Raw genomic sequence first — 21,243 nt, 5'->3', positions numbered from 1 at the left:
GATCACCCGGGACCAGCTGGTCCAACGTCACCATCTCAAGGGCGGTCTGTTCGGGGGCGGGTCGCTTCAACATGACCCAGTGAATCAAAAACCCCCGGCTAACGCCAGGGGTTTGTCAGCAGTCTGAAGCGGGGCGAATTGCCCCGCTTTTTGTTTTCCGGAGGTTGCTCCGGCGATCAGTTAGCGGTCTTGGCCTTGTCCTGCTCGTCCTTGAGCTTCTTGGCGAAGTCCTGGTTGTTCTTGGCGACGAAGTCCTGCAGCTTCTTCTGCCGGTCCTCGATGTCCGACTGCTGCAGCGGCGGGCCATCATAGGCGCCGCTGAAGCCGGTGAGCGCGATCTTGATCGGGTTCGGCTGGTTCTGGAAGTTGATCGAAGTCAACGAGATCGCCTGTCCCTTCTTGAAAGACGCCACGATCTGGTCCGTCAGCGGCACTTCGGCGACGCAACGATCCGGGAAGCAGATCACATAGTCAAGCTTCTGCGCTTTGCCGCCATCGATCTGCAGGCCGATGCCCGGAGGAATAAGACGGCCGGTCGGGACCGTGACCTGGAAGACCTTGCGGTTCACCTTGCCCTTGAGCTCGATCAGGCTGACGCCGGTGACGAGCTGGCCGTTGCCGGCGGTGACGATGTTCTGGACATTGCAGATATCGACGTCTTCCTGCTTGGTGCAGGCCTTGAACCAACCCTGAGGGATCTGCGGCTGCTGCTGAGCCGAGGCGGTGAAAAGCCCGGCGCCCAGAACGCCGACCACGCCTGCGGCCAGCACCGAAAGGCGGTACGCGTTGATCGTCATATGGTGCACTTTCCTCTCAAATGATCCCGGGGACCGGCTTCTTCGTGCCGTGTGGTCCAGCTACCTGTTGCCCAAATGAGGCAACAGGATGACTTCGGGGGGCGTGTTACACTGCCAACGGCGCCGAATCCAGCCCGGTTTCCGCGATTTCTTCGCGGTTTCGTGTCCCCGGCGCGGGCGTCGATTGGCGATGCGTCCGTTGAACCCGATTCCCATTGGCGCGCCGATTCAATCGGGTAACGAAATGCTCTAGGGTGCATGGCGAATCACAAAGCCGCCCGGCAAGGAGACGGTCATGGACCGCGTTCTCGTTCGGCTGATCGCCGCGACCTCGTTTCTGGCTTTTACGCTGCTTCCGGCACAGTCGGAGCCGAAGCACGGCATAGCCATGCAAGGCGAGCCGGGGCTGCCGCCCGATTACCAGCATTTCGATTACGTCAATCCGGACGCGCCGAAAGGCGGAAACGTCACCTATTGCGTGGTCGGCTCCTTCGACAATCTCAACCCGTTCATCCTGAAAAGCCTGCGCACCACGGCGCGGGGCATGATCGATACTGTTTACGGCAATCTCGTCTTCGAGCCGCTGATGCAGCGCAATTACAACGAGCCCTTCAGCCTCTACGGACTGCTGGCCGACAGCGCCGACATGGATCCGGAGCGCAAGAGCATCGAGTTCCATCTCAATCCCAATGCCGAATGGTCGGACGGCCAGCCGGTCACGCCCGAAGACGTGCTGTTCACCTATGACGTCTTCACCGACAAGGGCCGCCCGCCCTACAGCGATCGCATGAGCATGATCGCCAAGCTCGAAAAGACCGGCGAGCACAGCGTGAAATTCACCTTCAACGACAAGGCCAATCGGGAATTCCCGTTGATCGTGGCGCTGACGCCGATCATCCCCAAGCACGCCTTCGACAAGGAGACTTTCGACAAGACCACGCTGAAGCCGCTGATCGGCAGCGGGCCCTACACGGTGGACAAGGTGCAGCCGGGGCAACGCATCGTCTTCAAGCGCAATCCTGATTATTGGGGCAAGGACGTGCCTTCGAAGCGCGGCTTCGACAATTTCGACCGGATCACTATCGAGTATTTTCTCAACGCCAATGCCAAGACGGAAGCGTTCAAGAAAGGCATCTGCGCCCTCGACGACGAGAGCGATCCGGTCAAGCGCGAGCGCGACATTGATTTTCCGGCCTTCCGCAGGGGCGATGTGAAGGAAGAATATTTCAACACTGGCATCCCCCCGGTGGTGACCGGCTTCCTGTTCAACACCAGGCTGCCGAAATTCGCCGACCCGGTCGTACGGCGCGCGCTCGGCATGCTCTATGACTTCGAATGGGCGAACAAGAACCTGTTCGGCGGCAAGTTCAACCGCACCATGAGCTACTGGCAGAATTCCGAGCTTTCCGCGCTCGGCCATCCGGCCGACGATCGCGAAAAGGCGTTGCTTGCGCCCTACCCCGGCCGCGTGCCGCCCGACGTTATGGACGGCACCTGGCGGCCACCGGTTACCGACGGCTCTGGCCAGGACCGCAAGGTATTGAAGACTGCCTTCGAATTGCTGAAGAGCGCAGGCTTCCGCGTGCAGGACGGCAAGATGCTCGACCCTCAGGGCAGCCCCTTCGGCTTTGAGATCCTGACCTCATCGCAAGATGAAGAGCGGCTGGCATCCATCTACCAACGCACGCTTGAAAAGATTGGCGTCGACGTCGGTATCCGCACCCTCGACGGCGACCAGATCCAGTCGCGCAAGCAGCGTTACGACTTCGAAGTGCTGATCGGCACCAGCGGCTTCAGCAATTCGCTGTCGCCCGGCAGCGAGCAACTCGGGCGCTGGGGATCGGTTGCCGCCAAAACGGAAGGATCGTTCAATCTCGCCGGCGTTGCCGATCCGGCCATCGACGCCGCGATCGACGCGATGCTGAACGCCCGAACCAAGGAAGACTACGTCGCCGCGGTCCGCGTTCTCGACCGGCTGCTGATCTCAGGCAACTATATCGTGCCGATGCAATACAACACGCAGCAGTGGCTGGCTTACTGGAACTATCTGGAACATCCGCAAAAGACTCCCATATTCGGCTATCAGCTGCCGACCTGGTGGCGAAAGCCCAACTGACGCAAGCACAATCCGGCCGAGACCAAACAGGAGACGAGCATGAGCGCCGAGAACTCCATCACCGTCGATGTGGTGTCCGATGTCGTCTGTCCCTGGTGCTTCATCGGCCAAAAGCGCCTGGACAAGGCCATAGCCTCCGCAGGCGATATCGAGGTGCATGTCAGCTGGCGACCATTCCAGCTCGATCCGACCATCCCTCATGGCGGCATGGATCGCCGCCAATGTATGCTCGGCAAGTTCGGCAGCGAGGAACGCATCCAGCAGATCCACGCGCGCATCGAGCCGCTCGGCGAAGCCGAGGGCATCCATTTTGCATTTGCCGCCATCAAGGTCGCCGCCAACACGCTGGATGCTCACCGCGTCATCCGCTGGGCGGGCGCCGCCGGCGAGGACGTGCAGAACCGGCTGGTGCGCCGCCTTTTCCAGCTGAACTTCGAGGAAGGCGCCAATATCGGCGACCATGCCGTGCTGGTGAAGGCCGCCGGCGAGGCCGGCATGGATGCATCGGTGGTCGAGACGCTGCTGCCGACCGGCGCCGATGTCGAGGCCGTCCGCAACGAGATCGCCACCGCTTCGCGCATGGGCATCACCGGCGTGCCCTGCTTCCTGCTCGAAGGCAAATACGCGGTGATGGGCGCGCAAGATGCCGACACGCTTGCCGACGCCATCCGCCAGGTCGCCCAGGCCAAGGCGCGCGGCGAGCTGGAAACCGCGAACTGAGTGTTCCTTCCGCGCAATCCCGGAAACCGCCGCACGGTTTCCTGGAATTACGCGCCTACTTCACGGTTACCTTGGCCTTGCTGAGGAAGAAGCCGTGGCCATCGCTAACGGCGCCGACTTCAACCTTCTCGATTCCGGCGCCATGGTCGGCCATGTCCGTTTCGGCGGCGGTGAGATCGTCATCGACAAATACGACGCCGCCAGCAAGACAATTTCGGGTCATTTCAGCGCCTCCGGAAAAGACGAAACGGGCAAGCCTGAAGAGCTCACCGGCGGTAGATTTTCGGTCATTCCGGTCACCGCGCAGTAGCCATCCCGACCCGCGGACACCAATTTTTCGTTCACAAACCCGTGTTTTTTGCTTCCCCAAGGGAAGGCCGCCTCTGGCCGGCGCAATCACTTCTAATGCGCTGGAATGAAAGGCGAAATCAGCGCGATCGACGGCCCCTTGGCACAGCCTTTCTGTTGCCCTCGCGCCACGGCGGGTAACCCTATTCACATTCGCCGGCAGAAAATTAATGGAAAATGATCAATTGGTGTTACCTTATGTAACATAACTAAGAAGGATTTGGGCGGGATCGTGATTCGGGTCGGTAGACCGCGACGTACAGTACCGGAGCAAACGACCAACGAGGCAAAGACCTCGTCCTCGACGCCGGTATCGTCGATGCGTACATTCTGGGGGCTGATGCGAGCCTACTGGTTCTCCGACCGGTGGAAGGAAGCCTGGACGCTCACCCTCGTCATCGCGCTCCTGACCGCTCTGTCCAGCAAGGCTGGCGTCTGGTTTGCCGTGGCGCTAGGCGAGCTGGGCAATTCGATCGCCTTCCTCCATGACGCCGCCAACACCCACCCGCTGGAAACGATTCTGACCAATGCCGGCATATTGGTGCTGCTGGTTGTGCTGAAGGACGCCGGGTTCACCGGCATACGCAATCTCGTTTCAACGACCTTGCATCGTAAATGGCGCGGCTGGCTGAACAGCCAGTTCAACCAGGCCCTTCTCGACGGCAACCATACGCATTTCCATGCCCAGCATGGCTCGGCGGCCGGTGGTATCGTCGCGCCTGATAACATCGACCAGCGCATCCAGGAATCGATCAAGGACATGACAGGCGGCGCAATCGGTCTGGCCATGGGCGTGCTGGGCGTGGCGACTTCGCTCTATTTCATCGGCGAAAACCTGATCGGGTCCTCGGTCGAGGTCAAAGGCCTGGAATTCCTGGGCAGCTACGGCACCGCGGTGCTGGCTTTCCTTGCCGTCGCAATTTACGTGCCGCTGAACACCTGGATCGCGGTCAAGCTCGGGCGCCTGCTCGAGCGGCTCAATGTTCGCATGCAGCAGGCTGAAGGCAGCTACCGCAGCGAACTGATTACGTTCCTGCGCCGCAGCTTCCACGTCGCCGCCTCGCATGGCGAGGGCGTGCAAAAGTCAATGCACGACCGGCTCTATGTCGATATCGACAAAACATGGAGCCGGCTCAACGTCGTCAACACCAGCTACACGTCGTTCGAGCTGATCTACAACTTCGTCGGCGCCCGTATCGTTGCCTACGCTCCGGGCCTTGTATCGTTCATCCACAACCGCCTGGACTACAAAGGCTACATCACCGGCTCCGAAATGGTCGCCCAGTTGATCAGCCAGTGCTCGTGGTTCATCCATGTGATGCCGGCTATCGCAACGCTTCGAGCCAACAGCCAGCGTGTGACCGAACTCGCCAACGCCATCGAGAACGTCCAGCGTCCGCGGGAATTCTATCAGCAAACCGGTCGCTCGGACTTCAGCTACGCAACGCAGAACCCGGTGTTCGGCCTGACCATCCAGAAACTGGAACTCGCCCATCAGGGCGAGGACGCAACGCCCTTCCTCGGCGCCGCCAATTTGCGCTTCCGCCGTGGCGAGTGGACCTTCCTCAAGGGCGAATCCGGTTGCGGGAAGACTTCGCTGATCAAGGCGATCAATGGCCTCTGGCCTTATGGCCGTGGCACCATCGTGTTCCCCGAAGGCGTGACGAATTTCTATGCCGCTCAGGAGGTCAAACTGCAGCAGGTTTCGCTGAAGCAGCTCGTTTGCCTGCCGGGCTCCGAAAGCGATCACAGCGACACGCAAGTGGCCGCGGCGCTGCACAAGGCCGGTCTCGGCGACTTCATCGAACACCTGGCCGACGAGAGCCGCGAAGGCAAGATCTGGGACCAGGTGCTCTCGGGTGGCCAGAAGCAGAAGCTGGTGGTCGCGCGCATCATCCTGCAGCAGCCGGGGCTGCTCTTCCTCGACGAGGCGACCGGCGCGCTCGATCCCGAGGGCAAGATTGCCTTCCACCAGGCGATCAAGGACAATTGCCCCAATGTCACTGTGATCAGCGTGATGCACGAGGCGGTGCCACCGCGCTCGCTCGCTGGCGAGGAATTCTATCACAGCGTGGTTTCGATCGCCGATGGTATCGCCACCAAGAAGCCGCTTGCTCCCATCCTGCCGCGCGAACTCACCACCATCCTCGCTCAGCCGCGGCCGGTCGAGGACAAGTGGCTGCGTTTCCGCCGGCTGAAGCAGAAATAGCAATCAGGCCAAGCTTTTACCTGCTCCATGGCTTGGCTGCGGCGGCTGCCGATCACAGTCTCGCGATCCGACCTCCCCTCACCCGATTTCCGAGCTTTTGACGATTGACTCGACAAAAAGCGCTCCTATGTTGCGCCCGCTCGCAGAATTCAAACTCGAACCCGCGAGCAGAAAGGTCAACCGCCATGCCTGGCGACAGTCACAGTCGAACGCAACCGCCGTCCGCCCTGACGTGACCTGACGGCTCACGTCCTGCCGGACGGCAAGGAGTGAGCCATGAACGAATTCGCACCCGTACTGGACGACGAAGGCGTAGCCGTCGCCCGTGTTCTTGCCAACGATCACGTCGCCGACGTCGTCGAAGCGCTCAACCACGAACCCCGCGAGACAGCCATCGAGCTGCTTTGCGCCGTGCCGTTCGAGCGGCTTGTCGAGATTTTCGACCAACCGGAGCTCGAAGCAGCACCCGAGCTTGCTGAAGCCCTGCCGCGCCCGAAGGCGAGCAAGCTTTTGACCGCCATGTCGGTCGACCGCGCGGCCGATATTCTGCGCGAGCTGGATGAACCGGCCCGCTCGGAGCTGCTTGGCGCGCTTGCCCCGTCGCTGCGCGCGACACTGCTTTCCATTCTGGGATATCCGGAGGGCAGCGCAGCATCGATCATGACGACGGAATTCGTCAGCGTGCCTTCCGATTGGACCGTTGGGCGCACGCTCGACTACATCCGCAAGGTCGAGCGCACGCGCGAAACCATCTATGCCATCTACATCGTCGACCCGGAGACGCAACTTCTGCTGCGCTCGATCGGATTGCGTCGGCTCATCACCGGCGATCCGGAGGATTCGATCCTGTCAGTGGCGCCCGATCGCATGCCGGTGACGGTGACGCCGCTCACCGATCGCGAGAACCTGGCGCAGACTATTTCCAAATACGACCTGCTCGCACTGCCGGTCGTCGACCACGGCAGAATCCTCGGCATCGTCACCGTCGACGACATCATCGACACGATGATCGAGGAAACGACCGAGGACGTGCATCGCTTCGGCGGCATGGAGGCGCTCGACGAGCCCTATATGAGGATGGGCTTCCTCGCCATGATCCGGAAGCGGGCCGGCTGGCTCTGCGCGCTGTTCCTCAGCGAGATGCTGACGGCCAACGCCATGCAGAGCTATGAAGGCGAGCTGGAGAAGGCGATCGTGCTGACGCTGTTCATCCCGCTGATCATGAGCTCCGGCGGCAATTCCGGTTCGCAGGCGACCTCGCTGGTCATCCGCGCGCTGGCGCTGCGCGAAATCGGCCTGGGCGACTGGTGGCGGGTGGCATTGCGCGAGCTGCCGACCGGCCTGGTGCTGGGCTCGATCCTTGGCGTCGTCGGCATCTGCCGCATCACGCTGTGGCAGTATTTCGGCTTTTACGACTACGGCCCGCACTGGATGCTGATCGCTGCAACGGTGGCAGCGGCACTGATCGGCATCGTCACCTTTGGCTCGCTGTCGGGCTCGATGCTGCCCTTCGCGCTGAAGCGCATCGGCTTCGACCCGGCGAGCGCCTCGGCGCCGTTCGTCGCCACGCTGGTCGATGTCACCGGGCTGGTGATCTATTTCTCGGTCGCGCTGGTGATCCTGCGCGGCACGCTGCTTTAGGCTTGGGGCTTGTCGCCGCCGGCACCGGAGCAATTCCAGGAAAAGTGCGAAGCGGTTGGGCTCGGCGACTTCGCCGTAGCCTTCCGTCAGGAATTGCGACAAAAGAAAGAGATGGAGCGGTTTCTTCTAAAGCGCGTCGCGCTGAACCGGATTCAGGCGACGCGCTTTAAGTCTTTGTTTTGATGCATGTCGTTGTCCCAGAACCGCTGCACACTTCTGGGCGACATGCATTAACCGCCCTATCCGGCGGCGGCTTCCACCTTGGCTCAGACGCCGTAAATCGCGTCCCGCACCGCATCGGGAAAGGCGCCGGCCATGCCGGCAATCGCCGTGTTCGTCAGCAGCACCACCGTCAGATCGCGCGTCGGATCGACGAACCAGGAATGACCATAGACACCGCCCCAGCGCCACGTGCCGACGGCCTGCGGAGTCTGCGCGGCAGCCGGGTCGCGCAGCACGGCAAAGCCCAGCCCCCAGCCCCAGCCGGCCCTTGTCGTCTCGATGCCCGTTATAGCATCGGCCGTCATCGCCTTGGCGGTTTCCGGGCGAACGACAGGCCCTCCTCCGGTTCGGACCGTTTCGAGGACTTTCAGCACATCGCCGGCGGTGCCGTTCATGCCGGCGCCGCCTGAAGCAAAGGATGCAGGGTTGAAGGTGCGCGCCGGGGCCAGCGAGATCTGGCCGTCGCCGAAAGGCACGAGATGATGCTCGCCCATTCTCACGGGCGCGGACTGATCGTCAGCGTACGGGGTTGCCAAACGCTTCTCGTCACGCACGACAAAGCCGCTGTCGCTCATGCCGAGCGGTTCGACGATCAGGCGATCGACAAGACCCGGCAACGAGATTCCCGCTGCCCTGGCCATGACCTCGCCAAGCACGTCCATCCCCACCGAATAGGCCCAGCGTGTCCCCGGCGCATAGGCGAGCGGCACCGAAGCGATGCGTGCCAGATTGTCGGCCATCGATAGTCCCGGCTGATCCAGTCCGTCCGACACTTGGGCGCGCTCATAGGCGTTTCCGGCCGGCTGGGCGAAGCCATAAGCGAGGCCAGCCGTATGCGTCAGCAACTGTCGGACCGTGATCACCGGCTCTTCGCCGTCCGGCATCCTCGGGCGGAACTCGGGGACGAATTTGCAGACCGGATCGTGAAGCGCGAACCGGCCGGCCTCGGCCAAAGCCAGCGCCGCGGTGGCGACAATCGGCTTGGTCACAGAGGACAGCCGGAAAATGGCGTCCTCCGCCATCGGCTTGCCCTGTTCCCGGTCGGCAAGCCCGAAGCCGCGGCGATAGAGCGTGTCGCCGTGCTGTGCGACCATGATCACACCGCCGACGACGCGCTGCTCCTCGATGGCGGCATCGACAACGCGGTCGATGCGCTGGCCGAAATCGCGGTCGAGTGGGCCGGCAGACATGGTCAGCTCCAGGGCCAAGTCTAGACGCGTTCGCCGTTCTTCACGCGATAGGTCGGCTTGTACATCGTCACCAGCTCTTCGGCCGCCGTCGGATGCACGGCCATGGTGCGGTCGAAATCGTCCTTCGTAAGCCCCGCCTTCAGCGGGATGCCGAGAAGCTGCGCCATCTCGCCGGCGTCCGGCCCGAGGATATGGGCGCCCAACACCTTCCTTGTCGAGCCGTCGACCACCAGCTTGATCAGCATCTTCTCGTCACGGCCGGACAGGGTGTGCCGCATCGGGCGGAAGGATGCGCGATAGATCTCGATGTCCGAATACCGCTTGATCGCGTCGTCTTCCGACAGGCCGACTGTGCCGATCTCCGGTTGCGAGAACACCGCCGTCGGAATGTTGTCGTGGTCCGGTGCGGTCGGATTGCTCTTGAAGGCGGTCTCGATGAAGCACATCGCCTCGTGGATGGCGACCGGCGTCAGCTGCACGCGATGGGTGACGTCGCCGATCGCCCAGATATTGTCGAGGTTGGTGCGCGAATATTGGTCGACCACGATCGCGCCCGTCTTGCCGAGTTCCACGCCGACGCCTTCGAGCCCCATATTCTCCGTGTTGGGGATGCGACCGATCGCGAGCATGACCTGGTCTACCGTCAGCGTCTGGCCGGAGGACAACAGCACATCCAGCCTGCCTTCCGGGTTCTTGCGCACCCACTCGGAAACCGCCGGACAAAGGATCCTGATCCCCTTCTTCTCCATCGTCTCGTGCAGCGAGCGGCGCAGGTCCATGTCGAAGCGGCTGAGGATCTCCTGGCCGCGGTAAACAAGTGTGGTCTCCACGCCCAAGCCATGGAAAATGTTGGCGAATTCGACGGCGATGTACCCGCCACCCTCGATCATGATCGCCTTTGGCAATTCCTTGAGATCGAAAGCCTCATTGGAGAAGATGCAATATTCATGGCCGCTCAGCGCCGGATGAGCCGCCGGCCGACCACCGGTGGCGATCAGGATCTGGTCGGCGCTGACAGTGCGATCCTCGGCAACCAGATAAACGGAATGCCGGTCGACCAGCACGGCGCGCGAGTGAAACGTCTCGCCGCCGGAGCCCTCGACATTCCTCTTGTAGATCGCTTCGAGCCGCGCGATTTCCTTGTCCTTGTTGGCGACCAGCGTCTGCCAGTCGAAGCTCGCTTCGGGCACCGTCCAACCATAGCCGGCGGCGTCGGCGAAATGCTCGGGAAATTGCGAGGCATAGACATAGAGCTTCTTCGGCACGCAGCCGCGGATGACACAGGTGCCGCCGAAGCGGTACTCCTCCGCAACAGCGACGCGCTTGCCGAGAGCCGCCGCCACCCGGGCGGCTCTTACGCCACCGGAGCCGCCACCGATGACGAACAGATCATAGTCATAACCGGCCATCGCGATAGGCTCCTGCGGATGAAAAAGATGGGTCACAGGTAGGCTGCAAAGCGGCAAAAGAAAAGCCCGGGCAAACCCGGGCTTCGTGGTCCAGCGGCCATCGGCCGGTCGATGGGATCAGTTCTGCGAACCGTCCGCCGGGGCCGAATTGTCGGCAGGAGCAGAACCATCGGCGGGCGCGGTGGCGTCCGGAGCCGGCGCTGCCGGCGCCGCGGCCTTGGCGGCGGCCGCAAGGGTCTCTCCAACCTGCTGCGCGAGATCGCGGGCAACGCCGTTCTGCCAGATGTCGGCGGCCTTAACGAGGTCGCGCGTCACTGCGGGGCCATTGTCCAGCAGCTTCTTGCCGGCATCGGAGCTGTAGAAGGCCGCGATATCGTTGAGGTCTTTCTCGGAGAACACCTTGGCATAGGCAAGCGCGGCTTCCTTTTCGAGGTCGGCGCGCCGCGAAGCAAGGCCGAGCGCCTTCTCGGTCACGGTCTTGCCGATCAGTTCCTGCATGTCGGGATTCTTCTGGATCAGCTGCTGCTCGAGCGCTGCGGCCGCCTGCGGCAGGATGTTGTCGAAGGGGTCGGTCGCGTGGATCGCGATCACCGCGGCGCGCGCGGCCTTGAGGTGCGATTCGCTCACATCCTGCGCAAACGCCGGCGAGGACAGCGCAAGGACGGCCGAGGCCGCCAGAAACATCGAAAGGCGACGAACCCGTTTATGCAACATCATGGTCGGTAGAACTCCCTGGTTTTCGGGCGGCATGGACGGTTTGGATGCCGTCGCCGCCGGCGATGATGGCCGCTGACGCCAGCCCGATGAATAGACCGTGCTCGACGACGCCTGGAATGGCGAAGAGAGCATTCGAAAGCGCTCTTGTATCCGGAATGCGGCCAAAAGATGCATCGAGGATAAAGTGGCCGCCGTCTGTAACAAATGGCTGCCCCCCCGTCATCCTCAATGTCACCGGGCCGGCGAGGCCGAGGCTTGACGCCGCCGCGCCGATCGCGATCTCGGTGGCGCGCAGGCCGAATTTGTTGACCTCGATCGGCAATGGGAACCGGCCGAGAGTCCCGACCATCTTGGACTTGTCGGCAATGACGATCATGCGCTCGGACGCCGCCGCGACGATCTTTTCGCGCAAGAGCGCGCCGCCGCCGCCCTTGATCAGCGTCAGCGCCGGGTCGACCTCGTCGGCGCCGTCGACGGTGAGGTCGAGCTCAGGCGTTTCCTCCAGCGTCGACAACGGCACGCCAAGCTCGCGGCAGAGCGCCGCGGTGCGCTCGGATGTGGGCACGCCGATGACCTTGAGGCCGGTCGCGACCTTCTCGGCCAACAGCCGGACGAACTCGTCGGCGGTCGTGCCGGTGCCGATGCCGAGCCGCATGCCGCTGCTGACATGGGCGAGCGCCGCCCGCGCGGCCTCGACCTTCAACTGCCTTGCATCCATAGCCGCTCTTGTCCCGGTTTCGCTGGTGTGGCGCGCCTCCTAGCATTTTTGCCTGTCGCGTCAAAGGCTCTGCCTGTGGACCGATCGAGGCTGCTTGCTTGACCACCGCGCAGCTTGTATCGGCTGCGGCACATCAACCGCTGCAGGACAGGCCATGACCCAACCGATCATCGTGTTCGACCTCGACGGAACGTTGGTCGACACGGCACCCGACCTGCTCGACAGCCTCAATCACAGCCTGGCGGCAAGCGATCTTGCCGCCGTCGACGAGGCAGGCTTCCGGCGCTTCGTCGGCCATGGCGGCCGCGTCATGATCGAACGCGCGCATGCCGCGCAGAACAAGGCGCTGGTGGCGCAAGAACACGACCGGCTGCTGAAACTGTTCCTCGACCATTACACGCTGAACATTCCCGGCAAGTCTCGCCCTTATCCTGGCGTCGTTGCCGCGCTCGATCGTTTTCAGGCCGCCGGCTACCTGATGGCGGTCTGCACCAACAAATACGAAGCCAATTCCGTGGCGCTGATCGGCGCGCTCGGCCTGTCAAATTACTTTGGCGCGATCTGCGGCCAGGACACGTTTGCCTTCCGCAAGCCCGACCCGCGCCATCTGACCGAGACGATCAGGCTGGCCGGCGGCGATCCGGAAAACGCCTTGATGGTCGGCGATTCGCAGACCGACATCGACACCGCAAAGGCCGCCGGCATTCCAGTCGTCGCGGTCGATTTCGGCTACACCGACCGCCATGTGCGCGAATTCGAGCCCACCATGGTGGTCTCGCATTTCGACACGCTGACGCCGGACCTTGCCGAGAGGCTGATCGCTGCGGCGCGCTGAGCGACCGCCCGGATCAGGCCGCCAAGAAATCCGCAAACCGATCCGCGGGATAAGGTTGGCACATCGCCTTGACTTCGCGCACCCGCCTCCCTTATATCGCGGCTCGCTTCGGCCTTCGGGCCCAGGGCGGGCGATTAGCTCAGCGGGAGAGCACACCCTTCACACGGGTGGGGTCGCAGGTTCAATCCCTGCATCGCCCACCATCTACTTTCGCGAATTGGTTAGATGATTTGGCTTCAGTGGAATCGTGAAAGCTGGCGCTGGCGCGTAACTGGCGCGCAGCCGGTTTCATTCGGGTGAACAGCATAGAGAAAGCTGGGAGATCTGTATGGGCCGCGTCAAGGAAATGTGGATGGAGGAACAGCAGGCCGCCGCTGACGACTCCGACTACGAGTACTGGCATTATCTAAGAAACTATGTCCCGGACGAGCCAGCTCTGCGATACACACATTCAGGTCAGCAACTTGATGAACTCGCTGAAGATGCACGCCATCTCGATAGCTACCCAGCATTCCACCGAATGATGCTTGTGCAGCGCGTTGCCATGGTTGAGGCATACCTCGCCGACCGTCTCATTACGCTTGTGACGAATTTCCCAGACGTTGCGAAGAAATTGGTTCTTGGTCACCAGCCTCTCAAGGGGCAGTCATTCCCACTTGAAGCCATCGTTGGCAATCCAGGGCTAGTGACCGAAAAAATTGCCTCTTATCTCAAGAGCCTGATGTACCATGAGTTGGAGCTGGTTGCGAAGCTTTACAGGGTCGCGTTGGACGTTGAGATTTTCACAGACCCGGCCTCCGAAAGGGTGATGAAAGACGCCATGGTGAACCGCCACCACTGTGTTCACCGCGATGGAAAAGACAACACCGGCAAGGTTCTCACCACAATCGACGCTGCTTATGTCGCAAGAGCGCGGGAGAGCTTTATTCTAATGGTCGAACACATCGAGCAACAATGCGAGCCATTGATTAGGCAACTCCCTCGTGACCGTTCGGCCTAGCGCAAAATCTGGGCCGGATGGACTCGACGCTCCGGGCGACAAGGGAAACGCCTGGACTGGTCGAGACGCCACGCCGAAGTGGGCTGGCCGCGTAGAGGCTGAGGGCGGGTCAAGGGATGACCTGAAGGTCTGACCGCATCGATGAATCAACTATCCGATGGCACACCCTCAGGGGATGCTTTTGTGCGCGACTTCCACTCGGTCGCATACATTAGGAACTGCGTCCCCCTGTCAGACAGTTTGTAGCCGATAATCGGTTTTGCGGTGCTGTCGAAATAGGTTTTCGTATCTAGCAATCCGTGTTTCACGTATTCGTTCATCACCAATTCGACCTCGTAATCTTCGAGCTGGTAATTCTCAAAGTCTCGAAAATGCTCAACGAGGTCATCCGTGTCGGGATCTCGTACCAAAACGGAGTCCAAGTCTAAAAACAGATCCAGGAGAGCCTTAACTTCGTTATCCTCGGCCCAGGAAAGGACGCTTTCGATGCTGCTCTCTTCCAAGCGCCGGATACGCCATACATAGTCGTTGGGAATAATCAGTTTGTCGTCCGCCGTTAATTCCTCAACCCTCTCCTGCAACGAACGCCGCTCCTCGGAAAGCTTAGCCAATTCATCTAAAACGTTGGAAGACGGAACTTTGTCGGCGCGTATCCAGCCTGTCCGTGGTTTTGTGCGAAAAAGCTCATTTAGGGCCAGCTGAACCTTGGCACCGAGATCATCGGCACCTCGCCAGTATTTAACCGTCTTCTTCTCGCAAAGCTGGCGAAATTTCTCAACCTTCGCCTTTTTCTTGTATTCCACCTTATCCGACGGCCAGGTTTTCCGCGTATTGCCGTCCAAAAGCAGCCCAGCCACCGGAACGTGCTTTTTCACGGCATACTCATATTCCATCTGGGTGTAGCTTTTGCCGTGCAGTTCCGAGCCGTACCGTTCGGCAACCACCACCAGATAGTAATCACTCTCGTCAATCCGGCGCTTGATGTAGTCCCATTGACTGTCGTCGCTGGCTTGGAACGCTTCCATCCCAACGGGGATGTGGCCCATGTTCAAAATGGCCTCGATAACTGATCTGCGCTCGTCCTCAAGATCGACGAAAGTCGAGCTGACAAAGATCTGATATTTTACGTCCATCAAAGCCTCCGACGCCGGAGTTTAGCCTACCCGATTCGGCCAAACATACGTCTCCCCAGGCGGGGCTGCATAAGAATTGCGCGGTCGATGCGATGGCCGCCGCAGCTGCTGCGAACGGCGGCACAGCTGACATCAATCCAGTTGAAGATCATGGGTTTATGTACACTCGAGACCTTGCTGATCCCGATGGTCATGCCGTGGGCGCGATGTGGATGGACGTTTCCGCAATGCCTGCGGGCGACAAGGCGGACTGACCGACCCAACAGCAGCTTGTTTAAGAACGCTTTAGATCAGCCCCCGGCTCACATTCATGCGCGTCACGGCCGTCACCAGGATGGCGCCGGTCATGAAGTAGAGCGTGGCGATGATGTGGCCTTGATGGAAATGCAGCCCGGCAAACAGCAGGGCCGTGACCACGGCAAGGAAGGCGATGACGCGTGAGAATGCATCGGGCATGGGGCGGCGACCTACGGAGTAAGTTGAACGGCCGCCCTCATTCGGCCGATTGCTCCATAGATCGGTTTTCGATTTTTCGCAATCGGCCCGGTGGCGAGATTCGCGATGCTCAGACCAGATCGACCTCGACCCAGAGCCCGCCCGGTCCTCGGGCAGCATCGCGCGGCACGCTGCGCACGGCCAGGATCGAACCGGACGGCGCGGCAAAGGCGGGCTTGCCGTTCTTGTCGGCCAGCCACGCATCATCGGCGCGGATGACGCGGCCCTTGGTCTTTGTCTCGAGCGCGGTCAGGATGCCGTCATAGGGCATCTCGCCCCAGTGCACTTTCACCGCGTCGACCTTGTTGGTCGGGATGAAGGCCGACAGGTCGGCGCTCGTCAGCAGATCAAAACCCTGTTTCTGCGGCGTGGCGTTCTGGCTGCCGTGATGGGCGACCTTGAGATAGACGGTGCGGGCCAGAAGATCGGCAGATGTGACGGTGCCCTGCCCCACCGGCCATTTCAGGTCCTTCCAGCTCAGCCAGTTGCCGATCTGGGCGTCACCCGGGAAAAGCAACACCCGGCCGCTGTCGATGAATTCGAAGGCAAGCACCAGGCTGGTGTTGTTGACGCCGCGATCGAGCTGCAAGGCAAGGTCGGCGGCGATCCCCATCCAGTCGGCGTCGATGCGCCGCCAGGACTGGTCGCGGTCTTCCATGGACGCCGCGGCCGAAACCGGCCCCGAATAATGCTTGCGGACATAGGTGCCGACGTCGATGGCCGGGTCACTGCCCTTGTCGCCGGTGAGCGCCGCGGAAAGCGGCGTGCCGACATTGCGTTCGAACGGACTGAGTTCATCGACATAATTGGCGTCGGCCGCGTCGTTCATCTTGAGGCCGCTCGTCAGCGCCCGCGCGAACGGGCCGCCACTGGCCAGCGGGAACATCTCGCTCGCCTTCTCCTCCAGCCGCAGCGCCGCCTTGTCGCGCGGCGGGCCTAACACGTAGACGCGAAGGTTGGGCAGCCCGTCGATCGACACTGGCGGCCCGCCAGGTTCGAAATAGGTCGGTGATGGTTTTCGCGAAAGCTTCGCCGCCGCGTCGCGGGCCGAGCGCACCCGCTCGCCGGCGGCGCCGAACTGGAAGCCCAGCACGGACTGCAGGCCGTCGCGGACGCCGGCCATGTAGGAGCTGAGCCCCTGCATCCCGTCGAGCTTCTGGCCCACGCCTTGCAGCGCGGCGAGCGCCTGGCTCTTGAACTTATCGAGTTCCGCAGCCTCGGTGTCGGCGGGATTCTCGGTCCATGCCATCCAGACATCGGCGACGACAAAGTCCTTGAAAAGGTCCTTTGCGGTCAGAAACCCGGAGACATGGTCCCAGTGTTCGTGGGTGACGACAAGAATGTCGATCTTGCCCCCGGTCTCTTTCCTCAGGTCGGTGACGATGTCGCCGACCAGCGTCGGGCCGCCCGTGATCGAAACATGGATGCCGCAATCGATCAGCATGCGGAAAGGCGTTCCGTCAGGCTTGCTGAACGTGAGCAAATGGCAATCGCCGATGCCCTGGCAATAATGCCGCACTGTGACGCCCGCAGCCTGCGCTACCCCGGCGGCCGCTTTTGCCGGCCTTGTCCTCGTCGCCGGCTTTCTAGACATGGTCGTCGTCTCCATCGCTGGCATGCAGCAAGGCAAAGGGCTCCGACACTTCGCCGCCGAAATAGAGTGCCCTGAGCGGCGACAGATAGTTGGCCGCCATCGTCCCAGCCTGACGCTTCTGCCGGTCCGCGCTGCCGGTATTCTTGATGATCGAGTAGCGGATCTCCTCGAAACCCTCGCGCGGGTCGATGATGATCGTGGCGCCGCCGCGGAACCAGAAGAAGCCGTCGCCCTTGGTCATGCCTTGCGGCATCGCCGTACCGTCGAACGAGACCGGAATGCGCTGCTGGATGACCGCTATGACCTCGACGCGAAACGAGCCGTCCGGCTCGACGCGGCGCGTCGGGCGCACGCTGTAGATGTCGAAGGTCGTCTCGCCTTTCTTGGGCGCATGCATGACCGTGCCGTCCTCATTATAGCGCGGCAGATCCGGCAGCAGGCCGAATTGCTTGTAGAGGTCCGGATCGGCGGCGAAGGTTTTGTGCATCGCCTTCCACAGCGCGTAGCGGTTCTTGTCGTTGAGCACGAAAATCTCGGCCCGCTTCAATTTCTGGTTCCAGCCGAGGTCGATCTTGCTGAGCAGCCCCTTGAGCCAGACCGGCGACGGGTCCTCCGGCGCGCTCCAGGCGAGCGTCTCTTCCGAGATGGTGCGAACGTCGCGCGGCAAGAGCTTCCATTTGCGAAACGATTCCAGGAAGGCCAAGCGGTAATGGAGCGGGTCGTCGGGATAAGCGTCGCGGTCGGCGGTGATCAGCGCGCGCAGATATTCGCCGAAGGTGATATCGACGGCCGGGCAATAGTCGAGCGCGCGGATGCACATGGTCAGCATCTGCCTGGCGGTCTTGGCGACCTCGTCGGTCAGGCGCTCGACCAGGCTCGGATGCAGGGTTCCTGCCGGGAGGATACCGGAGCCGCCTGTGGCAAGCTGGATCAGGTCGTCGGTCCGCCGGTCGGCGATCGCCAGGAAGGCCTGGTAAACGGCGAAGACCAGGATCGAGCCGCGGTCATGGGCCTCGAAGGTCTTGTCGTAGTCGATATCGGCCATGCCGGCGCCGCCATATTCGCGCAACGGCCCGGCCCTGCCGCTGCCTTCGCCGAACTGCCTGGCGATGCCGGAAAGCAGCGAGGCGGCCGACAATTCGCCCCTCGCCTTGCCGATTTCGAAGCTGACCAGTTCCTTCAGCGTAAAATGCTGGAACAGCGCGACGATGTCGGCGAAGGCCTCGTGGAATGCCGGTACATCGGGGTTGGACGCCTCCTGGAAGCGGCGATGCAGCCCGTCGAGCAGCGCATGCGACATCTCATGCGCGACGATATCGCTGGACAGGCACGAAAACACCGTCGTCCCTGGCGTGGTGACGTCGCCCTCATTGCTGGTCGCCGGGAAATAGCCGAACAGCAGCGCCTTCTTTTCCGGGCTGTAATAGGCATTCTCGGCGCGCAACGCATGCGGATAGATGCGCAGGCGCGGCACATAATGCGCCTTCACCGTCATGTCGCCGCTGCGGCCGGGAGCCTCGGCATAGTGCGGCGCCCACAATGCCCGTCGGCCAAGCGAACGCTCGAAATGGCCGATCGTGGTCATGGCGACCGCGTAGACCATCTGCTGGTGGAATTTCGGATTGCCCTCCGAAGGCGGCAGGCCGTCCTGCGCCAAAAGCACTTTGTCGTTGAGATCGACCGGGTCGTAGACGCGGTCGGACGCAGGGTCGACATCGACCACTTCGAGATATTCGCCGATCGGGCCCGGCAGCAACGGCCTGTCGGTCGCCGGCTCGTCATCCCACGGCACTGCAAGCGTCGCCTGGTAGACCGAAACCGAATCCAGCCGCTTGGCGACCGATGGGTCGAGCGCGTAGATGCGCAGGCGCCGTTGCGGCGGCGGCAGCGGGCGCGGCTTGCGCCTGATGGCCGGCGCAGGGCCAATGACCGGCGCGGCAACGGCCGCGACGACACCCGGCCGGCCGAGCCACCCTTCCAGAAAGGCCTTGAGCGGCTTCGACGGTTTGCCCTGGTCGAGCGCCGCTTCGAGGTAGCGGTTGCGTGCCGCGGCCGAAACCTTGCCCGGATCGCCATCCGGGTCGGCGATCGCCTGTTCGATTGCCACCGTGCCTTGCGCCATCTGCGTCAGTTCCAGCGCAAACATCATTCGCTGCCGAAGCGTCGCCGGAGGTGGCGCCGCCAACGAGTTCCCTCCCGTCAGCAAGTCCAGCCAGCTCCATGTGTAGGTGGCGGGCGCGAGCTTCGTCAGACTGTTCGCCGCCGGCGGCAGGAAATCCAGCGCGTCGAAGGCCCGCAACACGCCTTGCCCGATCTTCTCCTTTGTCTCCGTCGCATTCATCTTGGCTGTCGATTTCAAGGCCTTGGCGAACAAGGCCTTGCGTACCGCCTCGATGCGCATCCACGGCTGAGGATAATTCTTCACCACGTCCCAATGCTCGGCCAGCCAGAGAGCGGCCGCGGCCGCGGCCTGCGGCGTCGCGGCCGACGTGCCGCTGCCGTCCATGTCGACGATCTTGCGACAGTCGATCTCGGCCCAGGGCACGTTCGGCGTGTAGGCTCCAATCGCCGTGTCCATCTTCGAAGGCGGCCCGTAATTGCCCTGCATCGTGCCGAAGGCGAGCCCGGCATAGGCGCGCCCGTCGCCCATCACGCCGCAGGCGGCCAGCACCCGGTTGTAGCGCGCGGGATAGACGATGCTGCGTGGCGTGATGGTGAAATTGTTGCCGGCCGCCGTGACCATGACGACGCCGTGGTCGTAGGCAAGGTTGACGGCGTCGACCAGAGCCAGCGAGGCGAGACCGCCCATGCTCATCGACAATACCTGCGCGCCCTGCTGGCGTGCGTAGTCGATGCCTTGCACCATGGTGCCGGTGGTCAGCCGCACCACCCAGTCGGCGATGCGCACCGGCAGTATCTTCGCCATTGGCGCGCCGCCGACGTAATCGTTGAAGCCCGGCCAGTGCGGCGAGGTGCCGTCGAGCTTGTTGCCGGCAAGCAGGCTGAGCGTACCGGTGCCATGGCCACGGTTGCTGGTCAGCGTGCCGGCCGGAGCGTGGTCGGTCGCATTGTTCGGCCCGGTCCCGTCGTCGACGAAATTGCGCTGCTGCGCAGCAAGAAGCCCGGACGGAATGGTTTGATGGCCCGGATCGAAACCGGTATCGAGATGGGCGATGGTGATGTTGGCCTGCTTGGCGCCCACCTTGTTGCGCGCCGCCGCGAGCTGGCTGAAGTCCGGTGCGGCATTCCAGGCGACCCTACCCGGTACCGTTGCCTGCCCACCGCTCGGATCCTGTTCGTCGAAGGTGCATGCCGGAGCAGCACTTGCCGCCATGCCGCGATCGCCGCCGCTGTCCTTGTAATCCCATTGCTGCAGGATATCGGGTTCGATCGCGAGCACTTCCGCGCCCGCGGCCGCCAGGGCCGGGTTCTGGGCGACAACGTCGTGGGCGTGATCCCAGGGATTGTCTGAATCGGCGGCGTCCGTCGCCAACCGCAGCCAGGTGGCGCCGCGATCCGCGGCCGCGGCCGGACTTGCGGCGGCGCCAGGCGGGAGAGTGAGTATCGGTTCGGCTTCGATCCCGCCAATCCGGGGCGGCCCGCCTCGCACCGAGAGCCTCGCGCCGTCGCCACGAACCTTTACAAGGAGTCCCTTCGCGGCTGCCATGGCGTGCCCTCCCCCAACGGGAACCATGGCGCCGACCGTCCGCTGCAGTCAAGCCAAGGTTCCCGCCATACTTCGATTGATCTCTTTGCCGATCAGGCAATCATGCCGTCTTCAAAGCAAAGATTGGTCGAGGCATGAAGCATACATTTCAAAAATTACAATCGCTCTGCCCGACACCCATATCTGTGAGCGTCTTCACATACGCCAAACAGGGTTTGCGCGCAGATATTGCAACGGAGGCAGCAACGGCTTGAGCTGATTACAGTGTCCGAAGACTGCTTCCGGACTGCAATGGATGCGGTTTCTCAAGAAGGAATTTTGATCACCTAGCCATTTTCAGATTTGCTGTCTGCGCGCTGGGTACCTCCCACCCAAGCGCGCGGACGGCGTTCTCGAAGGATCGGCCCGTGCCCGCCAGTGCGCCCGGTCTCC

General features: G+C 62.2%; 18 protein-coding genes and 1 tRNA gene. 10 read left to right on the top strand and 9 right to left on the bottom strand.

Translation table 11 applies throughout. From position 1 onward, the window contains the following. Positions 1-176: 176 nt before the first annotated feature. Complete coding sequence (locus RFM98_RS25420) at positions 177-797, bottom strand: invasion associated locus B family protein (protein WP_320311367.1); 621 nt, start codon at positions 795-797, stop codon at positions 177-179. Between the two features lie 295 nt (positions 798-1,092). Here RFM98_RS25420 and RFM98_RS25415 point away from each other — a divergent pair, with 295 nt between their 5' ends. The 6 genes from RFM98_RS25415 to RFM98_RS25390 all read left to right on the top strand — a co-directional run bounded on the left by RFM98_RS25415 (position 1,093) and on the right by RFM98_RS25390 (position 8,014). Continuing rightward, complete coding sequence (locus tag RFM98_RS25415) at positions 1,093-2,913, top strand: extracellular solute-binding protein (protein WP_320311366.1); 1,821 nt, start codon at positions 1,093-1,095, stop codon at positions 2,911-2,913. A 39-nt stretch (positions 2,914-2,952) separates the two neighbouring features. Then, positions 2,953-3,633, top strand: coding sequence for a DsbA family oxidoreductase (locus tag RFM98_RS25410; protein ID WP_320311365.1), 681 nt, complete (start codon positions 2,953-2,955; stop codon positions 3,631-3,633). Positions 3,634-3,727: 94 nt separating this feature from the next. Beyond that, the gene (locus RFM98_RS25405; protein ID WP_320311364.1) at positions 3,728-3,943 is read left to right on the top strand and encodes a hypothetical protein; all 216 of its coding nucleotides are present in this window, start codon (positions 3,728-3,730) and stop codon (positions 3,941-3,943) included. A gap of 357 nt (positions 3,944-4,300) precedes the next feature. Next, entirely contained in the window at positions 4,301-6,190 is a 1,890-nt protein-coding gene (locus RFM98_RS25400; protein WP_320311363.1) for an ABC transporter ATP-binding protein/permease, read from the top strand. A gap of 276 nt (positions 6,191-6,466) precedes the next feature. Then, positions 6,467-7,831, top strand: coding sequence for a magnesium transporter (gene mgtE / locus RFM98_RS25395; protein WP_320311362.1), 1,365 nt, complete (start codon positions 6,467-6,469; stop codon positions 7,829-7,831). 9 nt (positions 7,832-7,840) lie between these two features. Further along, positions 7,841-8,014 (top strand): hypothetical protein, encoded by a 174-nt coding sequence (locus tag RFM98_RS25390; RefSeq protein WP_320311361.1) that lies wholly within the window; start codon positions 7,841-7,843, stop codon positions 8,012-8,014. An 83-nt stretch (positions 8,015-8,097) separates the two neighbouring features. On the opposite strand, the gene RFM98_RS25385 is transcribed toward RFM98_RS25390, so the two are convergent. The 4 genes from RFM98_RS25385 to rpiA form a co-directional block, all read right to left on the bottom strand. Then, positions 8,098-9,243: a serine hydrolase domain-containing protein gene (locus tag RFM98_RS25385; RefSeq protein WP_320311360.1), complete on the bottom strand. Its 1,146-nt coding sequence runs from the start codon at positions 9,241-9,243 to the stop codon at positions 8,098-8,100. Positions 9,244-9,263: 20 nt separating this feature from the next. Beyond that, on the bottom strand, positions 9,264-10,652 hold the full coding sequence (gene gor, locus RFM98_RS25380) for a glutathione-disulfide reductase (protein ID WP_320311359.1): 1,389 nt from the start codon (positions 10,650-10,652) through the stop codon (positions 9,264-9,266). A 117-nt stretch (positions 10,653-10,769) separates the two neighbouring features. Further along, complete coding sequence (locus RFM98_RS25375; protein ID WP_320311358.1) at positions 10,770-11,369, bottom strand: DUF2059 domain-containing protein; 600 nt, start codon at positions 11,367-11,369, stop codon at positions 10,770-10,772. Beyond that, positions 11,356-12,087, bottom strand: coding sequence for a ribose-5-phosphate isomerase RpiA (gene rpiA, locus RFM98_RS25370; RefSeq protein ID WP_320311357.1), 732 nt, complete (start codon positions 12,085-12,087; stop codon positions 11,356-11,358). The genes RFM98_RS25375 and rpiA overlap by 14 nt, the downstream gene beginning before the upstream one ends. A gap of 154 nt (positions 12,088-12,241) precedes the next feature. Here rpiA and RFM98_RS25365 point away from each other — a divergent pair, with 154 nt between their 5' ends. The 3 genes from RFM98_RS25365 (at position 12,242) to RFM98_RS25355 (ending at position 13,922) form a co-directional block, all read left to right on the top strand. Further along, on the top strand, positions 12,242-12,922 hold the full coding sequence (locus RFM98_RS25365) for a phosphoglycolate phosphatase (RefSeq protein ID WP_320311356.1): 681 nt from the start codon (positions 12,242-12,244) through the stop codon (positions 12,920-12,922). A gap of 128 nt (positions 12,923-13,050) precedes the next feature. Continuing rightward, a tRNA-Val gene (locus RFM98_RS25360) sits at positions 13,051-13,125 on the top strand. A gap of 125 nt (positions 13,126-13,250) precedes the next feature. Then, entirely contained in the window at positions 13,251-13,922 is a 672-nt protein-coding gene (locus RFM98_RS25355) for a hypothetical protein (protein ID WP_320311355.1), read from the top strand. Between the two features lie 146 nt (positions 13,923-14,068). On the opposite strand, the gene RFM98_RS25350 is transcribed toward RFM98_RS25355, so the two are convergent. Beyond that, positions 14,069-15,055 (bottom strand): DUF4062 domain-containing protein, encoded by a 987-nt coding sequence (locus RFM98_RS25350; protein ID WP_320311354.1) that lies wholly within the window; start codon positions 15,053-15,055, stop codon positions 14,069-14,071. Positions 15,056-15,147: 92 nt separating this feature from the next. On the opposite strand from RFM98_RS25350, the gene RFM98_RS25345 reads away from it, so the two are divergent. Then, on the top strand, positions 15,148-15,309 hold the full coding sequence (locus tag RFM98_RS25345) for a hypothetical protein (protein WP_320311353.1): 162 nt from the start codon (positions 15,148-15,150) through the stop codon (positions 15,307-15,309). A 31-nt stretch (positions 15,310-15,340) separates the two neighbouring features. On the opposite strand, the gene RFM98_RS25340 is transcribed toward RFM98_RS25345, so the two are convergent. From RFM98_RS25340 to RFM98_RS25330, 3 genes are all read right to left on the bottom strand, one after another. Next, positions 15,341-15,511, bottom strand: coding sequence for a hypothetical protein (locus tag RFM98_RS25340; protein ID WP_320311352.1), 171 nt, complete (start codon positions 15,509-15,511; stop codon positions 15,341-15,343). A gap of 109 nt (positions 15,512-15,620) precedes the next feature. Continuing rightward, positions 15,621-17,144 carry an MBL fold metallo-hydrolase gene (locus RFM98_RS25335; RefSeq protein WP_320311351.1) on the bottom strand — a complete coding sequence of 508 codons (1,524 nt, stop codon included), beginning with the start codon at positions 17,142-17,144 and terminating at the stop codon, positions 15,621-15,623. Continuing rightward, complete coding sequence (locus RFM98_RS25330; RefSeq protein ID WP_320311350.1) at positions 17,137-20,811, bottom strand: S8 family serine peptidase; 3,675 nt, start codon at positions 20,809-20,811, stop codon at positions 17,137-17,139. Before RFM98_RS25330 ends, RFM98_RS25335 begins: the two co-directional genes overlap by 8 nt. Between the last annotated feature and the right edge of the window lie 432 nt (positions 20,812-21,243).

The sequence above is a fragment of the Mesorhizobium australafricanum genome (assembly GCF_033977265.1).
GTDB classification, from domain to species: domain Bacteria; phylum Pseudomonadota; class Alphaproteobacteria; order Rhizobiales; family Rhizobiaceae; genus Mesorhizobium; species Mesorhizobium australafricanum.
This window is presented reverse-complemented; position numbering and strand designations above follow the sequence as displayed.